General features: G+C 71.3%; 20 protein-coding genes. 9 read left to right on the forward strand and 11 right to left on the reverse strand.

Going from position 1 to position 24335, the window contains the following annotated elements:
* Positions 1–6 precede the first annotated feature (6 nt).
* Complete coding sequence (locus Ari01nite_RS36140; protein WP_203786790.1) at positions 7–297, forward strand: hypothetical protein; 291 nt, start codon at positions 7–9, stop codon at positions 295–297.
* 24 nt (positions 298–321) lie between these two features.
* Here Ari01nite_RS36140 and Ari01nite_RS36145 read toward each other — a convergent pair whose 3' ends face one another.
* Complete coding sequence (locus Ari01nite_RS36145) at positions 322–1713, reverse strand: carbohydrate-binding domain-containing protein (RefSeq protein ID WP_203786792.1); 1392 nt, start codon at positions 1711–1713, stop codon at positions 322–324.
* Positions 1714–1793: 80 nt separating this feature from the next.
* Positions 1794–2858 (reverse strand): LacI family DNA-binding transcriptional regulator, encoded by a 1065-nt coding sequence (locus Ari01nite_RS36150; RefSeq protein WP_239163306.1) that lies wholly within the window; start codon positions 2856–2858, stop codon positions 1794–1796.
* Positions 2859–2978: 120 nt separating this feature from the next.
* On the opposite strand from Ari01nite_RS36150, the gene Ari01nite_RS36155 reads away from it, so the two are divergent.
* On the forward strand, positions 2979–4637 hold the full coding sequence (locus tag Ari01nite_RS36155) for an extracellular solute-binding protein (RefSeq protein ID WP_203786793.1): 1659 nt from the start codon (positions 2979–2981) through the stop codon (positions 4635–4637).
* Positions 4638–4685: 48 nt separating this feature from the next.
* Here Ari01nite_RS36155 and Ari01nite_RS36160 read toward each other — a convergent pair whose 3' ends face one another.
* Positions 4686–6791 (reverse strand): cellulase family glycosylhydrolase, encoded by a 2106-nt coding sequence (locus Ari01nite_RS36160; protein WP_203786794.1) that lies wholly within the window; start codon positions 6789–6791, stop codon positions 4686–4688.
* Between the two features lie 338 nt (positions 6792–7129).
* Between Ari01nite_RS36160 and Ari01nite_RS36165 the strand changes: the two genes are divergently transcribed.
* From Ari01nite_RS36165 to Ari01nite_RS36175, 3 genes are all read left to right on the forward strand, one after another.
* Positions 7130–8179 (forward strand): lytic polysaccharide monooxygenase, encoded by a 1050-nt coding sequence (locus Ari01nite_RS36165; protein ID WP_203786799.1) that lies wholly within the window; start codon positions 7130–7132, stop codon positions 8177–8179.
* A 63-nt stretch (positions 8180–8242) separates the two neighbouring features.
* Complete coding sequence (locus Ari01nite_RS36170) at positions 8243–9730, forward strand: glycoside hydrolase family 43 protein (RefSeq protein WP_203786801.1); 1488 nt, start codon at positions 8243–8245, stop codon at positions 9728–9730.
* Positions 9731–9777: 47 nt separating this feature from the next.
* Positions 9778–10158 carry a hypothetical protein gene (locus tag Ari01nite_RS36175; protein ID WP_203786803.1) on the forward strand — a complete coding sequence of 127 codons (381 nt, stop codon included), beginning with the start codon at positions 9778–9780 and terminating at the stop codon, positions 10156–10158.
* Positions 10159–10351: 193 nt separating this feature from the next.
* On the opposite strand, the gene Ari01nite_RS36180 is transcribed toward Ari01nite_RS36175, so the two are convergent.
* Positions 10352–12928: a tetratricopeptide repeat protein gene (locus Ari01nite_RS36180; RefSeq protein ID WP_203786805.1), complete on the reverse strand. Its 2577-nt coding sequence runs from the start codon at positions 12926–12928 to the stop codon at positions 10352–10354.
* 55 nt (positions 12929–12983) lie between these two features.
* A complete protein-coding gene (locus tag Ari01nite_RS36185; RefSeq protein ID WP_203786807.1) occupies positions 12984–13505 on the reverse strand; it encodes a hypothetical protein in 522 nt (173 codons plus the stop codon).
* Between the two features lie 154 nt (positions 13506–13659).
* On the opposite strand from Ari01nite_RS36185, the gene Ari01nite_RS36190 reads away from it, so the two are divergent.
* Positions 13660–17754, forward strand: a complete 4095-nt coding sequence (locus Ari01nite_RS36190) for a WD40 repeat domain-containing protein (RefSeq protein ID WP_203786809.1) — start codon at positions 13660–13662, stop codon at positions 17752–17754.
* On the forward strand, positions 17751–18479 hold the full coding sequence (locus tag Ari01nite_RS36195) for a DUF427 domain-containing protein (protein WP_203786811.1): 729 nt from the start codon (positions 17751–17753) through the stop codon (positions 18477–18479). Before Ari01nite_RS36190 ends, Ari01nite_RS36195 begins: the two co-directional genes overlap by 4 nt.
* An 8-nt stretch (positions 18480–18487) precedes the next feature.
* Here the strand turns inward: Ari01nite_RS36195 and Ari01nite_RS36200 are convergent, their stop codons facing one another.
* The 6 genes from Ari01nite_RS36200 to Ari01nite_RS36225 all read right to left on the reverse strand — a co-directional run bounded on the left by Ari01nite_RS36200 (position 18488) and on the right by Ari01nite_RS36225 (position 22900).
* The gene (locus tag Ari01nite_RS36200; protein ID WP_203786813.1) at positions 18488–19246 is read right to left on the reverse strand and encodes a hypothetical protein; all 759 of its coding nucleotides are present in this window, start codon (positions 19244–19246) and stop codon (positions 18488–18490) included.
* Positions 19246–19632, reverse strand: coding sequence for a hypothetical protein (locus Ari01nite_RS36205; RefSeq protein ID WP_203786815.1), 387 nt, complete (start codon positions 19630–19632; stop codon positions 19246–19248). The genes Ari01nite_RS36200 and Ari01nite_RS36205 overlap by 1 nt, the downstream gene beginning before the upstream one ends.
* Positions 19633–19634: 2 nt before the next feature.
* Positions 19635–20105, reverse strand: a complete 471-nt coding sequence (locus Ari01nite_RS36210; RefSeq protein WP_203786817.1) for an RNA polymerase sigma factor — start codon at positions 20103–20105, stop codon at positions 19635–19637.
* A 1-nt stretch (position 20106) separates the two neighbouring features.
* Positions 20107–20301 (reverse strand): hypothetical protein, encoded by a 195-nt coding sequence (locus Ari01nite_RS36215; protein WP_203786818.1) that lies wholly within the window; start codon positions 20299–20301, stop codon positions 20107–20109.
* A 73-nt stretch (positions 20302–20374) separates the two neighbouring features.
* Positions 20375–21343: an agmatinase gene (gene speB / locus Ari01nite_RS36220; RefSeq protein WP_239163307.1), complete on the reverse strand. Its 969-nt coding sequence runs from the start codon at positions 21341–21343 to the stop codon at positions 20375–20377.
* Entirely contained in the window at positions 21344–22900 is a 1557-nt protein-coding gene (locus Ari01nite_RS36225; protein ID WP_203786827.1) for a purine-cytosine permease family protein, read from the reverse strand. It lies immediately after the preceding gene.
* A gap of 98 nt (positions 22901–22998) precedes the next feature.
* Between Ari01nite_RS36225 and Ari01nite_RS36230 the strand changes: the two genes are divergently transcribed.
* Both Ari01nite_RS36230 and Ari01nite_RS36235 read left to right on the forward strand, forming a co-directional pair.
* Positions 22999–23667 carry a cyclase family protein gene (locus tag Ari01nite_RS36230; RefSeq protein WP_203786829.1) on the forward strand — a complete coding sequence of 223 codons (669 nt, stop codon included), beginning with the start codon at positions 22999–23001 and terminating at the stop codon, positions 23665–23667.
* A complete protein-coding gene (locus tag Ari01nite_RS36235; RefSeq protein ID WP_203786831.1) occupies positions 23664–24248 on the forward strand; it encodes a helix-turn-helix domain-containing protein in 585 nt (194 codons plus the stop codon). Before Ari01nite_RS36230 ends, Ari01nite_RS36235 begins: the two co-directional genes overlap by 4 nt.
* Positions 24249–24335: the final 87 nt, after the last annotated feature.

Below are 24335 nucleotides of genomic sequence, written 5' to 3' on the forward strand. Positions count from 1 at the left end.
GTGGGCATGAGTCTCGGGGTGCGGTCGGCGATCGCCTATCACGGCCCGGTCGCGGTGGCCTGGCTGCTGCTCACCGGCGCGTACACGTTCCTGGCCGCCCTGCACGCGGTGGCCGCGCTGGCAGTCGTCCTGGTGCTGTTCATGGCGGTCGCGTTCTGGTGCTTCCTGCTGGTCCTGAACGCCGAGGACTGCTGGAACAACTACCGCCGCCAGAAGCGCCTCGCGGCCACATTCGGAGCCTTGCTGCTGGGGACCCTGGCGAGCGGTGTCGGCTTCGGCTGGTGGCTCACCGCCTGACCGGGCCGACACCGCTGAAGCAGGTCAGCCCCGGGTGTACCGGCCGGCCGTCACGGTCAGCGCCCGGGTCGCCCCGGTGATGCTGCCGCCGGTGTAGAGGCCGCCGGTGCTCGTCCCGGTCACGGTGCCGCCGGTGTAGATGTCGTACGACTGGCCGTTCGTGATCCGGTTGGAGGAGTAGACGACCTCGAAGAAGGTCTTCGCCGAGCGGTACGACGCCAGCACCGTGCTGCCCTGCACGACGTGCACGATCGTGCCGGCCGCGCGGTTCGTGGTGAAGACCGGGGCCACGAAGCTCTGCCCGCCGGTCGGCACCCGGCCGAACGTCGCCAGCGAGGTCATCCCGGCGCCGAGCAGCACGCCGCCGGTGATGGAGATCGCGCCGTTCGCGTCGATCGCGCCGTCACCGCCGCGGGCGCCGCTGGTCGGGCCGTTCACCACCACGGTGCCGCCGGACAGGGTCAGCGAGCCGTTGGAGTCCAGGCCGTCCTTGCCCGCGTCGGCGATCACCGTGCCGCCGGAGATGCGGACGTACGCCTTCGTGGACGTCGCGAACTCGTCCAGGCCCTCCTCGACCGCGTTGATCGAGTCGTCGGTGGACACCACGTTGGTGGTACCGCCGGTGATCGACAGTTCCATCGTCTCCAGCGCCTCGAACGACCGGGTCACGTTGATCGTGCCGCCGGCGACGGTCAGCCGGTTCTGGCCCTTGATGGCGTCGTCCGCGGAGGCCACCGTGATCGCGCCGTTGTTGATCGTCACGATGCCCTTACCGACCTCGGTGTCGTTGGACTTGATGCCGTCGCCAGCGGTCGACGTCACGTTGATGGTGCCGCCGTTGACGGTCAGCGAGTCCTTGCCGCGGATGCTGTCGTCCACCGAGTTCACGGTGATCGTGCCGGACTGTATGACCAGGTTGTCCTTGCTGACGATGCCGTCCTGGTAGTTGGCCCGCACGTTCAGCGCGCCGGTGCCGGCGATGGTCAGCCCGGCGGTGCTGAAGATGGCCGCGTCCGGCTCGTCGGTGTTGGTGTAGGTGGACGCGTCGGTGATGGTGTTGGTCTTGCCGGCGGCCAGCGTGATCGTGACCGCGTCCGCATTCGCGACCTGCAGCGCCGACGAACTCTGATTGGTGATCGAGGCGCCGTTGAGAATCAGTTCGACGGCGCCGGCCGCGGTGGTGTCGACCTTGACATAACCGTTGTTCAGCGTGCCGCTGATGTCGTACTGGCCGGGCGCGGTGATCGTCACGGCGCCGCCGGCGACGGTGACGTTGCTGCCCGAGACGGTTGCGCTGGCGCCGTTCAGGGTGATCGTGGCGGTGGGCGCGGCGACCGCGGCGACGGCCAACGGGCCGGTCACCAGCGCGGTCGTCAATACCGCGAGCACGGCGGTCCGGCGTACGGAGGCATTCATTCGTCAATGTCCTTCCGAGCGGGGGGATGACATTGACGAGTGTAAATGTGTATTGGCTGTGAAGGGACGATTGCGTTAATTCAAAGGAAATCCTGAGGTACGCCGGGTGGCGGTGCGGTGCTCGCGCGTACGGTCAACGTCGTCGCCAGCTCGATGCCGAGCTGGGCGGTGGCCTCGCCGCGGCCCAGCGCGAGCGCCAGCTCGGTGGCGGCCGCGGCCATCTCGGTGAGCGGCTGGCGGACCGTGGTCAGCGGGGGATCGACCATGGCGGCGATCGGCAGGTCGTCGAAGCCCACCACGCTGAGGTCCTCGGGGATGCGCAGGCCGAGGGACCGGGCCGCCTGATAGACACCCAGCGCCTGGAGGTCGTTGCCGGTGACCACCGCGGTGGGCCGGTCCGGCCGGTTGAGCAGGGTCATCGCCGCGCGGTGGCCGTCCTCCTGGGTCAGTCCGGCCGGCACCACCCGGTCGGCGGGGAGGCCGGCCGCCTGCATGGCGGACCGGTAGCCGTCGAGCCTGGCCTGGCAGAACAGGTGGCCGGGCCCGCTGATCACGGCGATGTCGCGGTGGCCCAGCTCGGTCAGGTGGCGGGCGGCCGAGCGGCCGCCGGTCCAGTTGGTGGCGCCGACGAACGGGACGTCGTCGGGCAGTTCGCTGGCCGGGTCGAGCACCACGAACGGGATGCCGCGGGCCCGGAGCTGGTTTCGCTCACTTTCGGAGAGCCGGGCGACGCTGACGACGCACGCCGGGCGGCGGGCCAGGGTGTCGTCGATCCAGTAGCGGATCGTGCTGTGCTCCGGCCCGAACTCGGTGAGGACCAGCCCGACGCGGTGGTCGCGCACCACCCGCTGCACGCCGCGGAGGATCTCGACCCCCCACATGTGGGCCAGCTCGTCGACGACCAGCTCCATCATGTTGCTGCGCGGCACCGCGCTCGATTTCCGGTAGCCGTACTGCGCGATCAGGGCCTGCACCCGCGAGCGGGTTTCCGCCGAGACACCGGACCGGCCATTGATGACCTTGGAGACGGTCGGCACCGAGACGCCGGCCTCCTCGGCGATGTACGAGATGGTCACCGGCCGGCTGCTGTCGCCGTCCGTCTGCTGATCCTGCTCGATCAGTTCCCCTGGCTCCGCGTGCGACAAACCGGGCTCCCTTCCTCGCCGCAGCAAGGATAGGCCAGACCGGCTGGATCAGAAACTTTCATCGATACCCATGCTACGTTTCCCCGGCTCACCACGAAACTTTCTTAGCAGGGGAGAACCATGACATCCTCGCGACGAGCCTTCCTCAACCTGATCGGCCTGGGCGCCGCCGCGGTCGCCACCGGCCCGCTGCTCGCCGGATGCAGCGAGAAGCCGACCGCCTCGGGCGCCGCGCAGAACCTCGACGACGTCGCCGGGCTACTGCCCGCGCACCAGGATCTGGCGCTGTCCATCAAGCCGGACCTCGTCGGCACCCGGCCGGTGCCGGACGGCTACACCACGTACCCGGCCTCGCTGGTCGACGCGATCACCGACAAGCCGGGCACCAGCGGTCAGGAGATCCGGGCGATGACCCCGGTGTGGGGACCGGCGCCGCCCGGGTTCCGGCAGAGCGCCTACCTCCAGGCGGTCAACGCCGAGTTGGGCACGCCGGTGAACTTCACCATCCAGGACGGAGGCACGTACGCCGACAAGCTGAACGCCATGTTCGGCGCGCGCGACGTGCCCGACCTGCTGTGTGTGCCGGGCTGGGAGATCGACAAGATCCCGCGGTTCAGCGACGCCACCAAGGTGCTGTTCACCGACCTCACCGACTACCTCAAGGGCAGCGCCGCCGCGGCGTACCCGATGCTCGCCTCGTTTCCGACCGGGGCGTGGCGCAACGCGGTCTGGAACCAGCGCCTGTACGCCGTGCCGAACCCGACCGACGGGCCGTTCCCGTGGGCGTTGTTCACCCGCAAGGACCTGCTCGACAAGCGCGGCCTCCCGGTGCCGAAGAGCCTGGACGAGCTGCTCACGATGGCCGGGCAGGTCACCGAGCCCAAGAAGAGCGTGTGGGCGTTCGGCGACATCTTCCCGATGGTGCAGATGTACCACCGGGTGCCGGGGGCCAAGGGCGGCTGGCGGCTGGGTGCGAACAAGACTCCCGAGTTCAAGTACGAGACTGCCGAGTACCGGGCCGCACTCGAGGTGATGGCGAAGATCTACCAGGACGGCCTGGTGCACCCGGACATCGTGGCCAGCAAGGGCGCCGACCAGAACCAGTTGTTCGCGCGGAACGGCGCGATCATCTTCGCGCAGGCCGGCGTCGGCTTCTGGCAGGGTGCCCAGGCCGAGCACCAGAAGGTCAACCGGGAGCTGAACATCCAACCCGTGCCGATCTTCGCGGCGGGCGGCGGCGATCCGCTGGTCTGGGGTGCCGCCGACCCGATCTCGTACACCTTCATCAAGGCCGGCCTCGCCAAGGAGCGGGTCGAGGAACTGCTGCGCGTGATCAACTGGTGTTCCGCGCCGCTCGGGACCCAGGAGGCCCAGTTGCGCGACTACGGCCTGGCCGGCAAGCACCACACCGCGACGTCGAACGGGCCGGTCAAGACCGATCTCGCGTTCAAGGAGATCGCCAACCAGTTCTTCTTCATCAGTGGCCGCAACCCCACCGTCGGGCCTTACCCGGACACCCCGAACTACGTGCGGGATGTGCTCGCGTACTCCAACGAGATGGTGAAGTACCTGGAGAAGGACCCGTGGGACGGGCTGAAGCTCGAAATGCCGGCCAAGTACGCGGCCAGCCGGGTGCCCGCGGAGGAGAAGTTCAACGATCTGCTGCGCGGGCGGCGGCCGATGTCCGACTACGACGGGCTGGTACAGGAGTGGAAGGCCAACGGCGGCGAGGAGGCTCGTGCGCTGATGGCCAAGGCCCTGTCCGACGCCGGGCGCTGACAAACCGGCCGGCTGCCGAAACATCGGCAGCCGGCCGTCGCCGGTGGATCAGGCGGTCGTGCCGGTCACCGTGGTGCCGGATTTGGTGATGCGGTACGTGAGCTGGGCGCCGCTCCAGAAGTGGAACGTCAGGTTCACCACCCCGTCGTTGACCTCGGCGAAGAACTCGGGGTGCAGGGTGATGGTGTTGGCCGCGTAGTCGGGCCGGAAGTGCTCCCAGAAGTGCTTGTAGGAGGTCCAGTTCGCCGGGCCGGCGTTGGTGCCGTCGGCGTACTTCGATTCCATGGTGGCCAGCTGGTCGCCCTTGAACTGGGTCGGGATCGTCAGCAGCGTGGTGCTGCCGCTGGCGGCCGACTGGGTCGGCGGGTCCGACGAGATGACCTGGATCTGCCACGGTACGCCGGCCGAGAACCGGGCCTGGAGAGTGGCGTTCACGCCGTAGGCGCGGTTGCCGGCCAGCCGGGTCAGCGCCGCCGCGGTCAGCGTCAGCGTGGTACCCGAGACGGTGTAGTCCGCGCCGTTCGCGAGCGCCGTGTTGCCCTGGTAGAGGCCCTGGAACGACAGGCCGTTGAGGTTGAGCGTCAGGGTCTTCGCGGTGATCGAGCCGCTCTTGGACAGGTAGACCTGGTCGGACGACGCGGTGCCGGACCTGGTCGTCCAGCTGGCCGCCATCATGTCGTGCACGCCCTGGTCGCGCTGCTGCAGGGTGTTGCGGTTGAGGAACTGGCCGGCGTCCCAGAGCATCGTGGTCAGGTTGCGGATCCGGGCGTGGTAGCCGACCGCCTCGATGAATTTGAGGAACTCGCCGCGCTCGATGATGCCGAGCCGGTTGTGGTCCCAGTCGAGCAGCGCCCACTCGCCGACGATCACCGGGATGCCCCGGTCCACGAACGACGCCTTGACCCGGTCGAACGTGCCGACCAAATCGGCCTCCACGGTGGCGTCGTAGCGCAGGCCGCCGGCGATGTTCACGCTGAACGGCCAATAGCCGTAGAAGTGCACGGTGGCCGCGATGTTGCGGTCGCCGAGCTGGGTGAGCTCGGCGTTCAGGGCGTCGAGGCGGCCCTGTTCGGCGTTGGTGTAGAGGGTCGGCAGCACCAGCAGCCGAGTGGCGTTGCCGCCGCCGGACCCGCGCACGATCCGGTGGAACTCGGCGTTCAGCTCGGCCAGCACCTGGTAGTTCTGCTCGTCGCCGGACGTACCGCTGAATTGAGGCTCGTTGATGCTCTCCAGGGTGAGCCGCGGTGAGTAGTCGCGGAACGTGGTGGCGATCTGCGTCCAGAGCTTGGTGTAGCGGGCCATCACCGTGGTGCGGTCGGTCGGGTAGGTGTTGATCCACTGCCATGAGTCGTGGTGCAGGTTGAGCAGCACGTACAGGTCCTCGGCCAGCGACCAGTCGACGATCTGCTTGACCCGGGCCATCCAGGCCGCGTCGATCGCGTAGTCGGGGGCGGCGCCGTGGTGGTTGCTCCAGGTGACCGGGATCCGGATGCTCTTATAACCCATTGACCGTACGTGGCGCAGCATGGCCTGCGTGGTCATCGGGTTGCCCCAGGCGGTCTCGTCCGGGATGGCGTCGAGCGTGTTGCCGAGGTTCCAACCGGGCTGCATGGCGGCGACGGTGGCCGCGGCGTCGACCGGCCGCGGAGTGGACGAGGTGCTCGGCGACGGGCTGGCCGTCGTCGGCTGCGTGGTCGGCTGGCTGGTGGGCTGTGTGGTCGGGTCCACGCTGCCGGTGCAGACCGTGCCGTTGAGCGTGAACGACGCCGGTTCCGGGTTGTTGCCCGACCACGACCCGTTGAAGCCGAACGACACGCTCGCGCCGGTCGCGATCCGGGCGTTCCAACTCGCGTTGGTCGCGGTCACGGCGGTGCCGGACGCGGTCACCGACGCGTTCCACGCCTGGGTGACCTGCTGGCCGGGCACGAACGTCCAGCCGAGCCGCCAGCCGTCGATCGCGTCGCCGAGGTTGGTGACCTGCACGTTCGCGGTGAAGCCACCGGGCCACTGCGCGCCGACCGCGTAGGTCACCCGGCAGCCGGCGGCCGCCTGGGCGTTGGCCGCCACCATGGTTCCGCCGGCCAGCAGCGCGGCCACCGCGCCGGCGACCAGCCCGATCCGCGAGCGGGTCTTTCGTAGGCCTTGCCTGATCATTCTTCGTCCTCGCCATCAGAGTGGGACACGCCCCGATGGCCGGAGTGCGGCGGCACGCCGGCACCCCGGACGTCGGGTCGGTCCGGTGGGTCGCGGATGGTGCCCTCTGCCTCCGCAGCAACGGAAACTTGCGCAGGATCGAAAGTTTCCGCGCGGGACGCTACGCCTTTCTAAGATGACCGTCAATGCGCGAGGTCGGGGTCGCGCGCACGGCAGGCATTGATTCTGGTCAGTGCGGTGGGTAGCCTGCGCGCTAAGAAAGTTGCCATCTCGTATGAAGAAACTTTCCGCCGGCCCGTCCTGCCGGCTCCGCTCCCTTCCTCAGCGCTGGAGGCTCCATGTCTTCGTTCGCACTAGGCCGGCCATCGGTCCGGCGTCCCCTCATCGTGGCGGTAACGGCCCTGCTGCTGATCACGTCGTTCCTGGCGGTCGCGCGTCCCGCGTCCGCGCACGGCTCGGCCATCGACCCGCCGTCCCGGCACTACGCCTGCGCCCGCAACTGGGACACCGACTGGCAGAACCCGATCATGGAGAGCCGCGATCCGATGTGCTGGCAGGCGTGGCAGTCCAACCCGGCCGCGATGTGGACCTGGAACGGCCTGATTCAGGACAACGTCAACAACGACCACCAGGCCCGCGTCCCGGACGGCGAACTGTGCGGCGGCGGAGACGACACGTACGCGGCCCTGAACAACCCCGGCCTCTGGAAGGCCCGGGACATCGGCAACAACTTCCGCTGGACCATGCATGACCAGGCGCGCCACGGTTCCGCGTACATCCGCATCTATGTCACCCGGCAAGGCTTCGACCCGGTGACGCAGCGGCTCAAGTGGACCGACCTCGAGCTGGTCAAGGACACCGGCCCATTCCCGGAGGCGGGCTGGCCGACCACCACCGACCCGATCCTCAACGGCGTCTCGTACTCGTTCGACGTCAGCGCACCCGGCCGCACCGGACGGCACATCGTGTACGCCGTCTGGCGCGCCGGTCACGCCGACCAGAACTACTACATGTGCTCCGACGTCCGCTTCCCGGGCGGCCCGGCCGACCCGACCACCCCGCCGCCCCCGCCGCCGGCCGAGAACGACGGCTGCTCCGCGACCTACGCCGCGGGCAGCCAGTGGCCCGGCGGCTTCCAGTCCGAGGTGACGGTGACCTCGGGCTCCGCCGCGATCAAGGGCTGGGCGGTGACCTTCCAGTTCCCCGACGGCCAGAGCATCTACCAGGCCTGGAACGCCGACGTCACCTCGTCGAACGGCAGTTTCGTCGCCAGGAACGTCAACTACAACGGCGCGCTCGCGGCCGGTGCCAGCACGAAGTTCGGCATTCAGGGTCAATGGCTGGGAACCCACGGTGCGCCGGTACTCAGCTGCGTGGCGACCAGATAAACAGGGTTCAATCGGCGGGCCGGAACCGGTTTCCGGCCCGCCTCTACGTGGGGAGAACAAGCGATGACGTACGGCGATCCGGTGGTGCCCGGCTTCCATCCCGATCCGAGCATCTGCCGGGTGGGTGCCGACTACTATCTGGCCTGCTCCAGCTTCGAATACTTCCCGGGCGTGCCGATTCTGCACAGCCGGGACCTGGTGCACTGGACCCAGATCGGCAACGCCCTGGACCGTCCCGGACAGCTTCCGCTGCCGCCCGGGACGAGATCGTCCGGTGGCGTCTACGCTCCCACGCTGCGGCACCACGACGGCCGGTTCTGGCTCATCACCACGGTGATCGGCGGTGGCGGCAACGCGCTCTACACCGCGACCGACCCGGCCGGGCCGTGGTCCGACCCGATCTGGCTGCCCGGCGTCGGCGGCATCGACCCCGACCTGGCCTGGGACGCCGACGGCACCTGCTGGTGCACGACCGCCGGCGTCCAGCAGGTACGCCTCGACCCGCACACCGGCGAGCCGCTCGGCGCGGCGTACCAGATCTGGTCTGGTTCTCCCGGAGCCCAGGCACCGGAGGCGCCGCACCTGTACCGGATCGGCGAGTACTGGTACCTGCTGATCGCGGAGGGCGGCACCGAACGCGGCCACAGCGTGGCGATCGCGCGCGGCAGCACCCCGGCCGGGCCGTTCGAGCCGTGCCCCGCCAACCCGATCCTCACCCACCGCGGCACCCACCACGCGGTCCAGAACACCGGCCACGCCGACCTGGTCCAGGCGCCCGACGGTTCGTGGTGGATGGTGCTGCTCGGCGCCCGGCCCCGCGGCGGCACCCCCGGCTGGCACGTGCTCGGCCGGGAGACGTTCCTGGCCCCGGTGACCTGGGTCGACGACTGGCCGGTGGTCGGCGACCTCACCGCCGTCACGCCTGCGCCCGCCCCGCCGTGGCGCGACGACTTCGAGCTCACCGAGTTCGACCCGGCCTGGATCTCGCTGCGGCACCGCCCGCTGGGCCGCTACACCACCAAGGACCGCGTCGGCTGGCTGACTCTGCACGCCGGCGAGGGCACGCTGGACGACCTCGACGTGACGTTCCTGGGCCGGCGCCAGCAGCACCTGTCGTGCCGGGTGCGTGCGCTGGTCGACCCGGCCGGCGGGCGCGGCGGCCTGGTGGTCCGCCTGGACGAGCGGCACCACTACGAGGTCGAGGTGTCGGCGGGCCGGGTCGAGGTGCGCGCCCGGATCGGCCCGACGAACACCGTCCTGGCCACCCTCGACGTGCCGTCGGAGCCGCTGGTGCTGCGGATCGAGGCGGTGGTCACCGAGCCGAGCGACCCGCGCGACGGCCCCGACACGGTGCACCTGGGCGTCGAGCGGGAGGGCGACTTCACCGTGCTGGCCTCGCTCGACGGCCGCTACCTGTCCACCGAGGTGGCCGGCGGCTTCACCGGCCGCGTCATCGGGCCGTACGCGGTGGCGGGCACCCTCCACGTCGACTGGCTGGAGTACGCGCCGCTCGATGCAGCCGCGATGCGTGCACCGATGCAGGATCGGTGAACCTCCCTCGGCAGCCTGACCTCCGACGACCCCGGACGGGGGTCCGGTTGAGGGAGTGCGATGCACAGAGGACTACAAAGATCGCTCGCGATCCTGGCGGCGGCGGTGGTCAGCATCTTCCTGGTGACCCCGCCCGCCGGCGCGGCGGCCCAGGAGGATCTCGGATACGACTACAACTACTCGACCGGGATGAGCTGGCCGCAGACCCAGTTGCAGCGTTCGTCTCCCTGCCCGGCCACTTCGAGGGCGCCAACCGGCTGATCACCTTCACCTTCTACAAGACCGGCATCGACCCCTTCGGCGACATCCGCTTCCGGGCGACGGCCTCCGGGCCGTGGACGCTGAACGCCTACCTGACCATCCAGAGCGGCCAGGCGTTCAACTTCTGGAACACGTTCGCTACCAACGTCGGCCGCGCCTACGGCTGATCACGGCGCCGTCCTCGGTGGTTGCTGGACAGCGCGGTCAGGACGGATAACGACCTGCCGCGCTGATGCCGCACCCGGGCATCCCGCAGGGTATATCCGATAAATACTGCTTTAACCGGATGCCATTGGTGGCCCGGGCTACCGCCGGAAAGGTGGCTGCGCGGCCCAGGGAATGCCAGCCGGATGGTGCTGGTCAGAGTTCGGCGAGTCGGGTGCGGATCTGGGCGGCCTCCGGCATGCCCAGGTCTACGTAGAGGGCCAGCGCCTCCTCGAAATGCTCGCGGGCCCGGGTGCCGTCGCCCAGGGCGCGGTGGGCGTGGGCCAGGCCGGCCTCGGCGCGGGCCTGCTGGTCGCGGACGCCGGTGTCGGCGGCGTCGGCCAGGGCGGTGGCATGGTAGGTCAGGGCGTCCGCCGGGCGGCCGGCTGCCAGGGCTACCTCGCCCAGGCCGTTCAGTGCCCAGGTCTGGTAGTTGACCGCGCCGATCTCGCGGAAGATGGCTACGGCCTGCTCGTAGGAGTCGGTGGCCTCGTCGAATTTACCCAGGCGGGTGTGCAGGTTGCCCAGGCTGTCGAGGACGCCGGCCTCGTTGGCCCGGTTGCCCAGCTGGCGGAAGCGGGTCAGGGCCTGGCGCAGGTGGTCGCCGGCCGCCTCGTACTGTTCGGCCTTGACCTCGACCTCGCCCAGCACGTGCAGCGTGTGGCCCTCGCCCCGGCGGTTGCCGGTCTGCCGGGCCAGGGTCAGGGCCTGCCGGCAGCAGTCGATCGCCTCGGGCAGGCGGCCCATCTTCTCGAACAGCGAGCCCAGGGTGTGCAGCACGGTGGCCTCGCCGGTCGGGTCGGCGGCCGCGCCGTACAGCGTCAGTGATTTTTGCAGGTGGTTGAGGGCCTCCTCGAGGCGACCGGCGGGCCAGGTCAGGATGCCCAGGTGGTAGTGACCGCGGGCCTCGCCGGCCGGGTCGCCGGTGGTCCGGAAGAGGCCGAGCGCCTGCCGGAACTGTGCCTCGGCGGGCTCGGGGTGGCCCAGGCGCAGGTTGGCGAAGCCGATGTCGATCAGGGCGTGGGCCCGCTCGGCCTCGTCGCCGCTGCGGCGGGCGGCCTGCTCGGCGTGGCCGTGCAGGACCAGCGCGTCGGCGTAGTAGCCGTTGCGCAGGTGGCGGGACAGGGTGCGGGACAGCCTCGTGGTGTGGCTGGGCCAGCCGTGCGCCGCGGTGTGCGCGGCGACCGCGACCAGGGCCGGCCGTTCGGCGTCCAGCCAGGCGAGCGCCGTCTCGGAATCGGTCAGGTCGGGTGCGGCCGTCGCGCACCCGGCGGGGACCTGCGGGCGCAGGTGGGCGTCGGCGGGGTGCAGCGTGGTCATGGCGGCCGCGCTGGTGGCCAGGTAGTGGTCGAACAGGCGGGTCAGGGCGGTGCGGCGTTCGGCCGGCGGGTCCTCGTCGTGCGCGCGGGTGGTGGCGTAGGCGCGCACCAGGTCGTGGAAGGTGTAGCGGCCGGTGGCGGTCTGCTGCAGCAGGTGGTCGGTGGTCAGGTGGCTCAGCCGGGACCGGGTGGTCGCCAGGTCGGCGCCGGTGAGGGCGGCGACCGCGTACGCATCCAGGTCCTGGCCCGGATGCAGCGCCGCCAGGCGCAGGGCGCGCTGCTCGTCGCTGGGCAGATGCTGGTACGACAGGGTCAGCGCCAGCTCGACGCCGGTGTCCAGGCGGCGCTGCTCGTGCCGCTCGTCGAGCCGGTCGGCGTGGTCGGTGAGCGTCCAGCCGGGCGTGTTGCGGATGTGCCCGGCGATCAGGCTCAGCGCGAGCGGGAGACAGCCGCAGCGCTCGGCGATCCGGGTGACGGCGTCCGGATCGGTGCCGGCCGCGATGCCGGGCACCGCGTGTTCGAGGAACGCCACCGCCTCGGCGGGGCTGAACACGTCCACCGCGAGACGGGTGCGGGTCCGGAGGCCGGTGAGCCGGCGCCGGCTGGTGATCAGCGTGAGGCAGCCGGGCGCGTCCGGCAGCAGCGGCCGGCACTGCTCGGTGGTCGCGGCGTTGTCCAGCACGATCAGCGCGCGGGTGCCGGCCAGGCGGTCCCGGTACGCGGTGACCCGCCCGTCGAGGCTGTGCGGTATCTGCTGGCCGGGCATGCCGAGCAGGCGCAGGAACCCGTCCAGCACCGCCGCCGGGTCGGCCGGTGGCTGGGTCGGGTCGGGGTGGAAGCCGCGCAGGTTGACGAACAGGACCCGGTCGAACGGCTGCTCGGCGTGCAGCAGGTGCCCGGCGTGCACGGCCAGCTGGGTCTTGCCCACCCCGGCCATGCCCTCGATGGCCGAGATCACCACCGCCTCGCCGGACTCCCGGGCGCGGCGCAACTCGTCGAGCTCGCCGGCCCGCCCGGTGAACCCGGCCAGGTCCCGCGGCAGGCTGTCCTGCACCCGCACCTGGGACACCGCCTCGATCTCGCCGCCCACCGCGCGTAGCGCCTGGCGCCACTGGGCCACGTAGCCGGTCTCCGGGTGCAGTGCCTCGACCACCGCGAGCACCAGATCGGTGTTGAGCCGCCGCCGGCCGGGCGTGAAGCAGTTCGCCACGGTCGACCGGATGGTCAGCTCGCCGGCCGGGCGGCCGGCCGCGCGCCAGGCGGCGTTGACCCGGTCCTTGATGGTCTCGTACGAGGGGTCGCCGGCCCACACCTTGAGCCGCCGGAGCCGCTCGACGATGTCGTCGACCGAGCCGGCCCGCGCCGGATCCGGCAGCGCGGCAAACCTCTCCACCGGCACTTCCGGCAGTGGCATCCCGGCTCCATCGATCGCGTCCCGACTTCCGACGGTTACGAGGCTAGTGACGGCGTCAACCGGCGGAGCTGTCCCGGAACGCCTCCGGCAGGCCCAGTTCGGCCCGCGCCGCTTGGACGAACTCACGCTCGGCGGTCCACAACGCGTCGAAGTGCTCGTCCGGCACGGCCCCGACCTCGTGCGTCGCCCGCTCGGCTGCCAGCAGCCGGGCCTGCCGCACCATCGCGCTCGATGCCTCCACCACCCGGGGTGCCGCGCTGACCAGCCGCAGCTCCGTCTTCGTCGCCTCCAGGCGCTCCCGGTAGGCGCTGCCCTTCTCGTCGAAGTACGGCATGAGGTCGTGCGGCGGCCGGGGCCGGGGAACCGCCGTGATCCGGGCGTCCGGTCGCAGCGCATACGAGATGTACTCCCGGAACGCCGCCAGGAAGCCGGTGTACGCGGCGAGCCGGATGTCCCGCCACTGTCGCTGCTGATCACGTCGCCACAGCCGGTCCTGAGCCCGGGTCGTCAGCCATCCGCCGAGTCCGACCGCGATCAAGGTCGTCACCGCGGTGACGCTCACTTGAGCGATGTTCACAGGCACTCCTCACTGTCTTCTCCGGAGACTTCAGTATCTCGGCCGCGTGCCAACTTCGATCGCCGTCATGATCACTGATTGCTATCGATGCGTGGCTGGTCGTAGGCTGGCTCGGTTTGTGACTGAGAGTGACAGCGGGGGCCCGGGAGGGGCGATGACGGTACGGCGCGTCAGTCCGGGGCCACGGCGTGATCCGTGGTCGGTCGCCCTGCACGCCGGGCCGGCCGATCCGAAAGGCCGGCCGGCGGTGGACCGCCCGCTGGGCGCGGGAGTGCTGGTCGACCGGTGGCGGGTGCTGACGTCGGTGTCCGTGCTGGGCGACCGGGGCGACGACGACGCGGTGTGGGTCGCCTTCCCGAAGGCCGGGGTGGCGTGGACCGTGCGCCGGCGGGTGGAGTCGGTGCGGCTGGACCCCTCCTGCGACATCGCCGTGCTGGTGCTGGCCGAGCCGGCCCCGCACGGCGTGCAGCCGGCGCCGCTGTCCTGCCCGGACGGCGCCGACCTGGTGGGCGAGGGCTGGTGGTCGTTCGGCTTCCCGGACGACGCGGCGTTCGGCGCGGACGCCTGGGGTTATGTGGGCGCGTCGCTCGCGTACGGCTGGATGCGGCTCGACGCCGAACCGCCGCACGGCCTGACCCCGGGTTTCCTCGGCGCCGCGGTGTGGTCGCCGCGGTTCGAGGGGATCGTCGGCGTGATCGGCCGGGTGCAGAGCGGCGGGCAGCGCGGTGGTGAGGCGGCGGCGCTGACCCTGCTCCAGATCGGCTCCATGCTGCCCGGCGAGGCGTTGCACGAGCTGGCCGGCTGGAAGGCGGTGGACGCGGGTGAGTCGGCGCTCGCGGCCTGGGGCTGGTCGCTGGCCGGCGACTCCGAGGCGGTCCGGCACTGGCGGCCGCGGGCGCGCGGGGTGGCGGTGGATTCCGAGGCCGGGTATAGGTTCCGGGGCCGGCGGGCCGCGCTGACCGTGGTGGTCGACTGGCTCAACCGGACCAAGGTGGACGACCGGGTACTGGTGGTCACCGGGTCGCCGGGCGTGGGCAAGTCGGCGGTGCTGGGCCGGGTGGTCACCACCGCCGACGAGGACATCCGGGCGGCGCTGCCGGACGACGACCGCAACGTGATGGCCGAGGTGGGCTCGGTGGCGTGCGCGGTGCACGTCAAGGGCAAGACGGCGCTGGACGTGGCGGTGGAGATCGCCAAGGCCGCGGCGGTGCGTATCCCGCAGGAGCCGGCCGAACTGGCGCCGGTGCTGCGCCGGCGTCTCGCCGACCGGCAGACGACCCGGTTCAACCTGATCATCGACGCGCTGGACGAGGCGGTCACGCCCGAGCAGGCCCAGCAGATCGTCGACGACGTGGTGCTGCCGGTGGTGCGCACCTGCGGCCAGGTGGGTGCCCAGGTGGTGGTGGGTACGCGCCGCAGCGACGACGACGGCGACCTGCTCCAGCTGTTCGGCGCCGACTGCCTGGTGGTCGACCTGGACGACGAGCGTTACTTCGAGGTCGAGGATCTGGCCGCGTACGTGGTGGCGACCCTGCAGTTGGTCGGTGCGGAACGCTCGGGCAACCCGTATGCCTCCTCCCGGGTGGCCCATGCCTTGGCGGCCCGGATCGCCGATCTGGCCGACCGCAACTTCCTGGTGGCCGGACTGACCGCACGTCAGCACGGCCTGTACGACACCGCCGCGGTCCGGCCGGAGGCCCTCGCGTTCTCGTCCGATGTGGACACGGCGCTCGAGGCGTACGTCAACCAGTTGCCCACGGTCGGCAGCGCGGCAGCCAAGCTCGCCCTCACCGCGCTGGCGTACGCCCAGGCACCGGGACTGTCGCTGGAGCTGTGGCGGGTCTTCCTGGCCGCGCTGGGCGCCACGGTGGACGAGGACGACCTGGCCGACTTCGCCCGCTCGTCGGCCGCGAACTTCCTGGTCGAATCGAGCGGCGAGCTGCCCGGCCGCCGGTTCCGGCTGTTCCATCAGGCGCTCAACGACGCGCTGGTGCGGCAGCGCCGCCAGCGCAGCATCACCGCCGACGACCAGCGCGCGATCGCCGACGGCCTGATCCGGCTGGGCCGCGAGGGCGGCTGGGAGAACGCCGACCGCTACCTGCTGCGCTCGCTCGCCGCACACGCCGCCGGCGCCGGGATGATCGACGACCTGCTGGTCGACGACCAGTACCTGCTGTACGCGGACCTGCTGCGGCTGACCCCACCGGCCGACTACGCCCGCACGATCCTCGGCCAGCAGCGGGCCCGGCTGCTGCGGCTCACCCCGCAGGCCGCCGTGGCGCCGCCGGCCGAGCGCGCCGCGCAGTTCAGCGTGACCGCCGCCCTGGAGAGCCTGGACGCGCGGGTCGTGGTCGACCACCGGGCCCGCTACCGCGCGGCCTGGGCGGCGGTGCAGGAACGGCTCGAGTGGGCGGTGCTGGAGGGGCACACCAACGCGGTGCAGGCGGTGTGCGCGCTGCGGACCCGCAACCGCGGGCTGGTGCTGGCCACCGGCGGGGGCGACGGCACGGTGCGGGTGTGGAACCCGAACACCGCCCAGCCGGAACGGGTCATGCTGGCCGGCGGCCCGGTGACCGCGCTGCGCCCGGTCGCGGCCGACGGGCGCACCCTGGTCGCCTCGGCCAGCGCGGACGGCATGGTGACCCTCTGGGACCCGGACAGCGGGCAGGCCCGGCACAGCCTGCGGTGCGAGGCCGGTCAGGTGCGCACGCTGACCGCCAACCCGGCGGCGGGCGCCGACGGGGTCGGCATCGTCTGCGCCGACGGCACGCTGACGGTGTGGACGCCGGGCCGCGAGCCGACCCGCCGGCACGTGGTGCGCGACGGCAAGATCACCACGGCGACCGGGTACGGCGTCGACGACATCGTGACCGGCGGCGAGGACGGCGCGATCGAACGCCGGCACATCACCGCGGCCCGGCCCCGCTGGAGCATGCCCGGGCACGCCGGCCCGGTGGTGGCGCTGTGCCTCATCAACACCGCCGACGGCGCCACGCTGGCCAGCGCCGGTGCCGACCGCAGCCTGCGGATCTGGGACATGGAGGGCGGCACGCTGCGGCGCAGCTTCGACACCGGCGAGGTGGTCCGGGCGCTGGCCACGGTGACCATGCGCGGAACGACGCTGCTGGCCGGGGCCGGCGACGACGGGGTGATCCGGCTCTGGGACCCGCAGTCCGGCCGGCTGCTGCGGTTGCTGCCCACCCGCGGCGGCCCGGTGCTGGCGCTGAGCGCGGTCGAGATCCAGGGCCGGCTGCTGCTCGCCTCGGCCGGCGGCTCCACGGTCCGGCTCTGGGATCCCGACCTCGGCCGCCAGTCCGGCGCCGCGGCGGCGTCCACCCAGGTCAGCTCGCTCGCGGTGGTGCGGCAGGGCGGCAAGGAACTGGTCGCCTGCGGGCACGCGGACGGCACCGTGCAACTGCGCAGCGTCGCCACCGGCGAACAGGTGCGCGTCCTGGCCGGCCACCGCGGCCCGATCACCGACCTGTCCACGCTGGACGCGTTCGGCGCGACGCTAGCCTCGTCGGGCGCTGACGACACGATCCGGATCTGGCGACTGAACGCGGCCGGCCAGCGCTCCAGCCAGCATCCGTGGCACGGCTCGTCCACCGCGATCTGCGCGGTCCAACTGCACCGGCAGACGCTGCTGGCCAGCGGCGGCGAACAGGGCACGGTGCACCTGTGGGACCCGTTCACCGGCCGGCGGCACCGCTCCTGGCGCCGTCTGCTGCCGGGCCGGCGCCAGCGGCACGACGGCCCGATCACGGCCCTGTGCTCGCTGCCGTCCCGCCGGGGCACCCGCATCGCCTCCGGCGGCCACGACTGCACGGTACGGGTCTGGAACCTGGACGCCGACCGGCAGGAGATGATCTTCGCGGGCCACAACGGCCGGATCCGTACGGTCTGCCCCCTCCAGATGCGCGGCGAGGACCTGATCGTGTCGGCCGGCGACGACCAGGTCATCCGCATCTGGGAATCCCGTACCGGATCGGAATTGCACGCCCTGCACGGTCACACCGGCCCGATCACCGCGGTCTGCCCGGTCCGCGCCGACGGCCGCACCCTGCTCGCCTCCAGCAGCCACGACGGCACCGCCCGGCTCTGGGACCCGGTGACCGGCGCGCCCGAACTCACCATCGCGGTGCACCACGAGGCCGACGCCTGCATCGCGGTCGAGAACCGGCTGATCGTCGCGACCACGGCCGGTACGCTTGCGGTCACGCTCACCGCCGAGCGGGAGGGGCGATCATGATCGATCAACTGCGGTGGGAAGTGAGCCCGCGCTGGGTCCGCGGCCGGGCCGGCGACACCACCGTCGTGGACAGCCGCCGGGCCATCCTGCTCTGGGTGCCGGGCGAGGTGGTTCCGATGTACGCGTTCCCCGACGCCGACGTGCGCACCGACCTGCTGCGCCCGCGCCCCGGCGGCACCGGGTACGACCTGGTGCTCGACGGCGAGGTGCGGCCCGAGGCGGCCTGGCGGCTCGAGGACGAGGGGTTGTCCGGCTATCTGGCGTTCGCCTGGTTCGGCCGCTCCGGGCGCGGTCTCGACCACTGGTACGAGGAGTCCGAGGAGATCTTCGTGCACCCCCGTGACCCGTACAAGCGGGTCGACGCGATCCGCAGCACCCGGCACGTGACGGTGGCGATCGACGGGACGGTGGTGGCCGACTCGCGCCGGCCGGTGCTGGTGTTCGAGACCCACCTGCCGGTCCGGTACTACCTGCCGCGCGAGGACGTCCGGCTCGACCTCTTCGCGCACACCGACCTGCAGACCGGCTGCCCTTACAAGGGCACCGCCGAATACTGGACCTACCCGGGACGGGACAACATCGCCTGGAGCTATCCCGAGCCGCTGCCGGCGGTGCCGGCCATCACCGGGCTGATCAGCTTCTACAACGAGGTCGTCGACATCACGGTCGACGGCGAGTTGCTGGACCGGCCGGTGACCCCGTTCAGCGCGCAGCTTGCTTCGTGAGCCCGTGTTCAGCCGCAGGTGAGGCTATACGACGCCGTGGCGCTGACCGGCGGGCCGCCGGGCGCCCAGGCGGTCAGCGTCATGGCCCCGTCCACCGGCTCGCCCGGCTTGCCGCGCACGATCCGCACCCTGCTGACGAACTTGCGTCCGGCGGCAGTGAACGTCTTGGTCCGCCCGACGGTGCTGCTGTCGATCGGGCCGAACTCGTAGCCGACCGTGGCCGGCCCGTCCGTCTCGATCGTCCCGGAGAACATGATCCGGATCCCGTAACACGAAGGCTGGTGACCGGAGCCGGGCTTCGCTTCCAGGGTCAGGCCCAGCGTGACCGGAGGCTCCGTGGACAACGACGGCGACGGGGACGGGGACGGAGGCCGCGACCGGGACCGCGATGGGCTTGGCGAGGGCGAGGGCGACGGGGACGGGGATGCGCTGGTCCGGGTCGTGGTCGGCGCGGGCGGAGCCAGCGGGCCGGTGGTCGGGTCCACTGTGGGCAGTGGGGTGCTCCGGCGGGTGGCCGACGGCGACAGGGCCGGCCGGACGCTGGGCTGGACTGTCGGCTGGACTGTCGGCTGGACCGTGGGCATGGCGGTCGGCGTCGGCACCGGGCGGACGTCCTGGCGCCAGGCCGCCGAGATCTTCGCCAGGTACGGCGCCAGCATCAGCATCACGATGAAGACCAGCAGCGGCGCCGCGTGCCGCGGCGGCCGCAGATGGGCCAGCCCGATCCGCAGCCAGAGCCAGCCGGTGCGGAGGTGGCTGCTGTGCATCAGCGGCGCTCCCACAACCGGGGCGCTGGCGCCGTCTCCTTGCTGCCCCGGATCATTTGTTCCGCGCGTTCCAGGGTCTGGTTGAGCAGCCACCGGCGCCGCCGTGCGGGCGACAGCCGGCGCAGTTCCGGCGCGTTGCAGCGGGCTAGGCTGTAGACCTCGTTGACGATGGTGCCGGCGGCCGCGCCGTAGCCGGCTGCGCGGCCAAGCGGCGGGGCGAGCGCGCGGGCCGCCCGCGCCTCCAGCGTGGGGCGGTAATCGGCGAGGTCCTCCCACCAGCCGTGGTCGATGTTCGCGGTGACCCGGTGCAGCCGGTCCGCAACGTCGATGGTCGCCTCGAGGTCGCTCCGCTGGCGCTCCCAGAGGGGTTCGAAAAGCGCGTCCATGGTCAGTTCTCCTCAACGAAACGGGCGAGGCGGGCACGGGCCTGCCGGAGGGTCTTGCGGACGTCGGTTCCGGTCATTCCCTCGATTTCCGCGATTTCGGCCGGCGAATAGCCGTCGACCGACCAGGCCAGCACCACCATCTGGCGATAGGAGAGGCGCCGGAGCAGATGCAGAACGCGGCCGGGCTCGTCCGGCTCGGACGCCGTCGCGAGACCGCAGAATTCGAATCCGTCCAGGGCCTGGAACCGCCACCTGCTGCGGAAGGTGCGGCCGGCCTTGCGGCGCACCACCAGGCGCATCCAGGCGGCCGGCTTCTTCACGTCGTGCCACGCGATGGTGAGATCCCCGAACGCCTCCTGTACGGCGTCCTCGGCCTCGGCCAGGTTGAGACCGATCCGCTGGGCGAAGGCGACCAGTGGCAGGTATTCGTTTCGGAAGAACTCGGCGAGTTCCACCGGCATGTTGTCGGACATCTCAGGACCGCTTTTCCTCCGCCCCGGCCGGCATGTGCCGGGCGCACCGATGAATAAACGATTCGTCCTGGTCATCGGTGATCTTCAGAAGAATGACGGCCGCGGCCACCGTGCCCGCCACGGCGGCGGACTGGGTCGCGAGGTAGGCCGAGGTGACCGCGCTGACGAGCAGCGTGGCGGCTTCGTTGGTGGTCATACCTGTACGTGCCACCGGAATCGCCCCTGGACGATAATGTCGCCGCCCGGGGTGAAAGATTGCTAAAAGCCCGTTACGGCTCCTTGCGAGGAGCTAGGGCGGACAGGATCTCGTAGACCACGTGCGCGGCGGCGATCCCGGTGATCTCGGCGTGGTCGTACGCCGGGGAGACTTCGACCACGTCCGCGCCGACCAGGTTGAGGTCGCTGAAACTGCGGAGCACCGCGAGCAACTCGCGGCTGGTCATGCCGCCCGCCTCGGGGGTGCCGGTGCCCGGTGCGAAGGCCGGGTCGAGCACGTCGATGTCGACCGACAGATAGACCGGGCGGTCGCCGACCCGCTCCCGGATGCGTTCGGCGACACCCCGCGCGCCCAAGTCGTCGATCTCCACGCTGGGCACCACGTGGAAGCCGAGTTCGCGGTCGTCGACCAGGTCCTGGGCGGCGTACAGCGGGCCGCGGGTGCCCACGTGCAGGCAGCCGGACCGGTCGATGAGGCCCTCCTCGGAGGCCCGGCGGAACGGGGTGCCGTGGGTGTACGCCGCGCCGAAATAGGTGTCCCAGGTGTCCAGGTGCGCGTCGAAGTGGACCACCGCCACCGGGCCGTGCCGGGCGGCCACCGCGCGCAGCAGCGGCAGCGCGATGGTGTGGTCGCCGCCGATGGTCACCAGCCGGGCGGCGCGTTCCAGCAGGGCCCGGGCGCCGGCCTCGACCTGCTCGATCGCGGCCTCGATGCCGAACGGGTTGACCGCCAGGTCGCCGGCGTCCGCCACCTGCTGGCTGGCGAACGGCTCGACGCCGGCCGCCGGGTTGAACGGCCGCAGCAGCCGGGACGACTCGCGGACGTGCGCCGGGCCGAACCGGGCGCCGGGCCGGTAGGAGACGCCGGCGTCGAACGGCACGCCTAGCACGGCCACGTCGACGTCGGACACCTCGTCGATGCGGGGCAGCAGGGCGAAGGTGGCGGGCCCGGCGAAACGCGGCACCCGGGTCGCGTCGACCTGGCCGACGCGACCCTCCCGGACGATCCGTGGTTCGGCCACCTACTCAGTATTCCCAAGGGCGGCGGCGCGTGCCCGGATCCGGTGTGCCGAGGCGCCGTCGTCGTCGCTGATCTCCGTCATCGGGCTTTCCGCACTCGGCACCCCGCGCGGTCCGGCCGGGCCGAAGACGTAGCGCGGCTCCGGGAAGATCCAGATCAGGGCCAGGTACGCGGCCGCCGCCGTGCCGATCGAGACGAGCAGGCTGATGTCGACCCCGCCGGCCGCGTTGCGGAACGGGCCCTCGATCAGCGGCGGGTAGTTGGCGAACAGCAGGCCCGCGGCCGCCGCCGGGATCCACGCCGCCATGCCCCGCCAGTTCACGCCGTGGCTGAACCAGTAGGCGCCGCCGACCCGGCCCTGGTTGAACACCTGGAGGTCGGCCTCCCGGTAGTGGCCGCGCCGTACCACGTAGCCGATGGTCATCACGATCATCCACGGCGTGGTGCAGATGACGATCGCGCCGATGAACGCGTTCACGCTGGCCAGCAGGTCGAAGGCGAGGCGTCCGACCAGGATGAACACGAACGCGAGCGAGCCGATGAACAGCGACGCCTGCACCCGGGACAGCCGCGGGAAGACCGAGGAGAAGTCCAGGCCGGTGCCGTACAGCGAGGTGATGCCGGTCGACAGGCCACCGAGAAAGGCAACAACGATCAGGAGTACGGCGTACCAGGCCGGCGACATGTTGATGAGCGCGACGATGTAGTCCGCCTCGCCGGCCACCAGCGTCGCGGTGAAGACGCCGAAGAGGAACGGCACCAGCGTCATCAGCTGGGCCGCGAAGGTGGCACCCAGCAGCCGGCGCGGGGGAGTGCCGGCCGGGATGTAGCGCGACCAGTCGCCGAGGAACGCGCCGAAGGAGATCGGGTTGCCCATCACGATCAGCGCGGACAGCACGAACGTCGGCCAGAACGAGCCGAGCGCGTACGCGTCCGGGCCCGGGGTGTAACCGAGGTCGAGCGAGCCGGCGTAGGCGAGGCCGCCGAGCAGGATCAGCACCGTGTTGCCGACCACCACGACCTTGTTGACCAGCAGCATGAACGCGTACCCGTAGATCACGATCACGATGACGATCGCGCCGAGCACCGCGTAGACGATCCCGCGCAGCACGTCGGAGTCCTGCACTCCGGCGAGCCGGACCAGCGCGCCGACCACCGCGTCGCCGCTCACCCAGATCGAGATGGAGTAGAACGCGACGGCGGTCAGCAGGGACAGGAACGACCCGACCACCCGGCCCCGGACGCCGAAGTGGGCGCCCGAACTGACCGCGTTGTTGGTGCCGGTGAGCGGCCCGAACAGGCCCATCGGCATGAGGATCGCGGCGCCGACCACGACACCGGCGACGGTGGCCGCGACCGCCTCCCACAGCGACAGGCCCAGGAGGATCGGGAACGTGCCGAGGATGACGGTGGCGAAGGTGTTGGCGCCGCCGAACTGGATGCGGAACAGATCCAGCGGCCGGGAGTGCCGGTGCGAGGCGGGGATGGTGTCGATGCCGTGCTGTTCAATTTCGGTGACCTTGGGACGCTCGACGGCGTCCGGCTGCTGACGGCTCATCCGATCTCCTCAGGAGGTTGCCGGTGAGACTAGGGTCAAGTTTCATGTGATGCAACAGTTGTTGCATCGTGGGGACTATTGCATTCGGAGGAAGTCGCATGCGCGTCCGCCGCATCGTCGATCTGTCCGTGCCGGTCGGCCCCGGCACCCAGGTCTATCCGGGCGACCCGGTGCCCGGGTTCACCGTGCACGCCACGGTCCGGCGGGACGGGTACAACCTGCTGAGCCTCGCCCTCGGCTCGCAGACCGGCACGCACGTGGACGCGCCGTACCACTTCCGGGACGACGCGGCGCGCCTCGACGACCTGGACCTGATGCTGTTCGCCGGCCCGGCCGTGCTCCTCGACGTGCGCGGCCTCGGCCCGCGCGAGCGCATCACCTGGGCGCACCTCGCCCCGGCCGCCGCCCGGATCGGCCCGGGCTTCATCGCGCTGATCTGCACCGGCTGGTCCGGGCACTACGGCACGCCGGCCTACTTCGACCACCCGTTCCTCGACCCGGACGCCTGCGAGCGGCTGCTCGACCACGGCGTGCGCACGTTCTGCCTGGACACCGTCAACATCGACGAGACGCCGGACGACGACCATCCGGGCGACGGCTACCCGGTGCACCACCTGATCGCCGCGGCCGGCGGGGTGATCGGCGAGAACTTCCGCAACCTGGAACTCGTGGACTTCCCGGACCCGCTGGTGTCCTGCCTGCCGCTGGCCCTGGAGCGGGCCGACGGCGCCCCCGTGCGCGCGGTCGCGATGCAGGTGGAGGCGTGACGGCCGGCCGGCGCCGGCCGGTCGCCCAGCCCACCGCCACCAGTGCCGCGATCGGCGGCCGGCTGCGCTCCGCCCGGCAGGCCCGCGGCCTCACCCTGCAACAGGTCGCCGACGCCACCGGACTCAACAAGGGCTTCATCAGCCGGCTCGAACGCGACGAGGTGTCGCTGTCGGTCGCGTCCCTGGTCTCGATCTGCGACGTGCTCGGCATCCGGGTCGGCAAGCTGTTCGAGGCGCCGCCCACCTCGCTGGTCCGGGCCGACCAGGGCCGCCCGATCAACTTCGGCGGCAGCAAGGTGCGCGAATTCCTGCTCACGCCCGGGACACAGACCCACCTCCAGGTGATCCACTCGACGCTCGAACCGGGCGGCAGCGGCGGCGAGCAGCTGTACACGCTCGACTGCGAGGTCGAGTTCGTCTACGTCGTACGCGGGCAGTTGAAGATTTTGATCTCGGACGAGGCGGTGCTGCTGTCGGCCGGGGACGCGTTCACCTTCCCCGGCCGCGAGCCGCACACCTGGTCGAACGCCCGCGACGACGCGGAATGCGAGGTCCTCTGGGTGCTGGCGCCCGCGCCCTAGGTATACCTAGACCGGCTCTGACCAGCGAAGATAGGTAGGTGCTCCCGATGTGACGGCCCCCTTGCCGACCGAGGATGGACTCATCAC

The sequence above is a fragment of the Paractinoplanes rishiriensis genome (assembly GCF_016862375.1).
Classification (GTDB): domain Bacteria; phylum Actinomycetota; class Actinomycetes; order Mycobacteriales; family Micromonosporaceae; genus Actinoplanes; species Actinoplanes rishiriensis.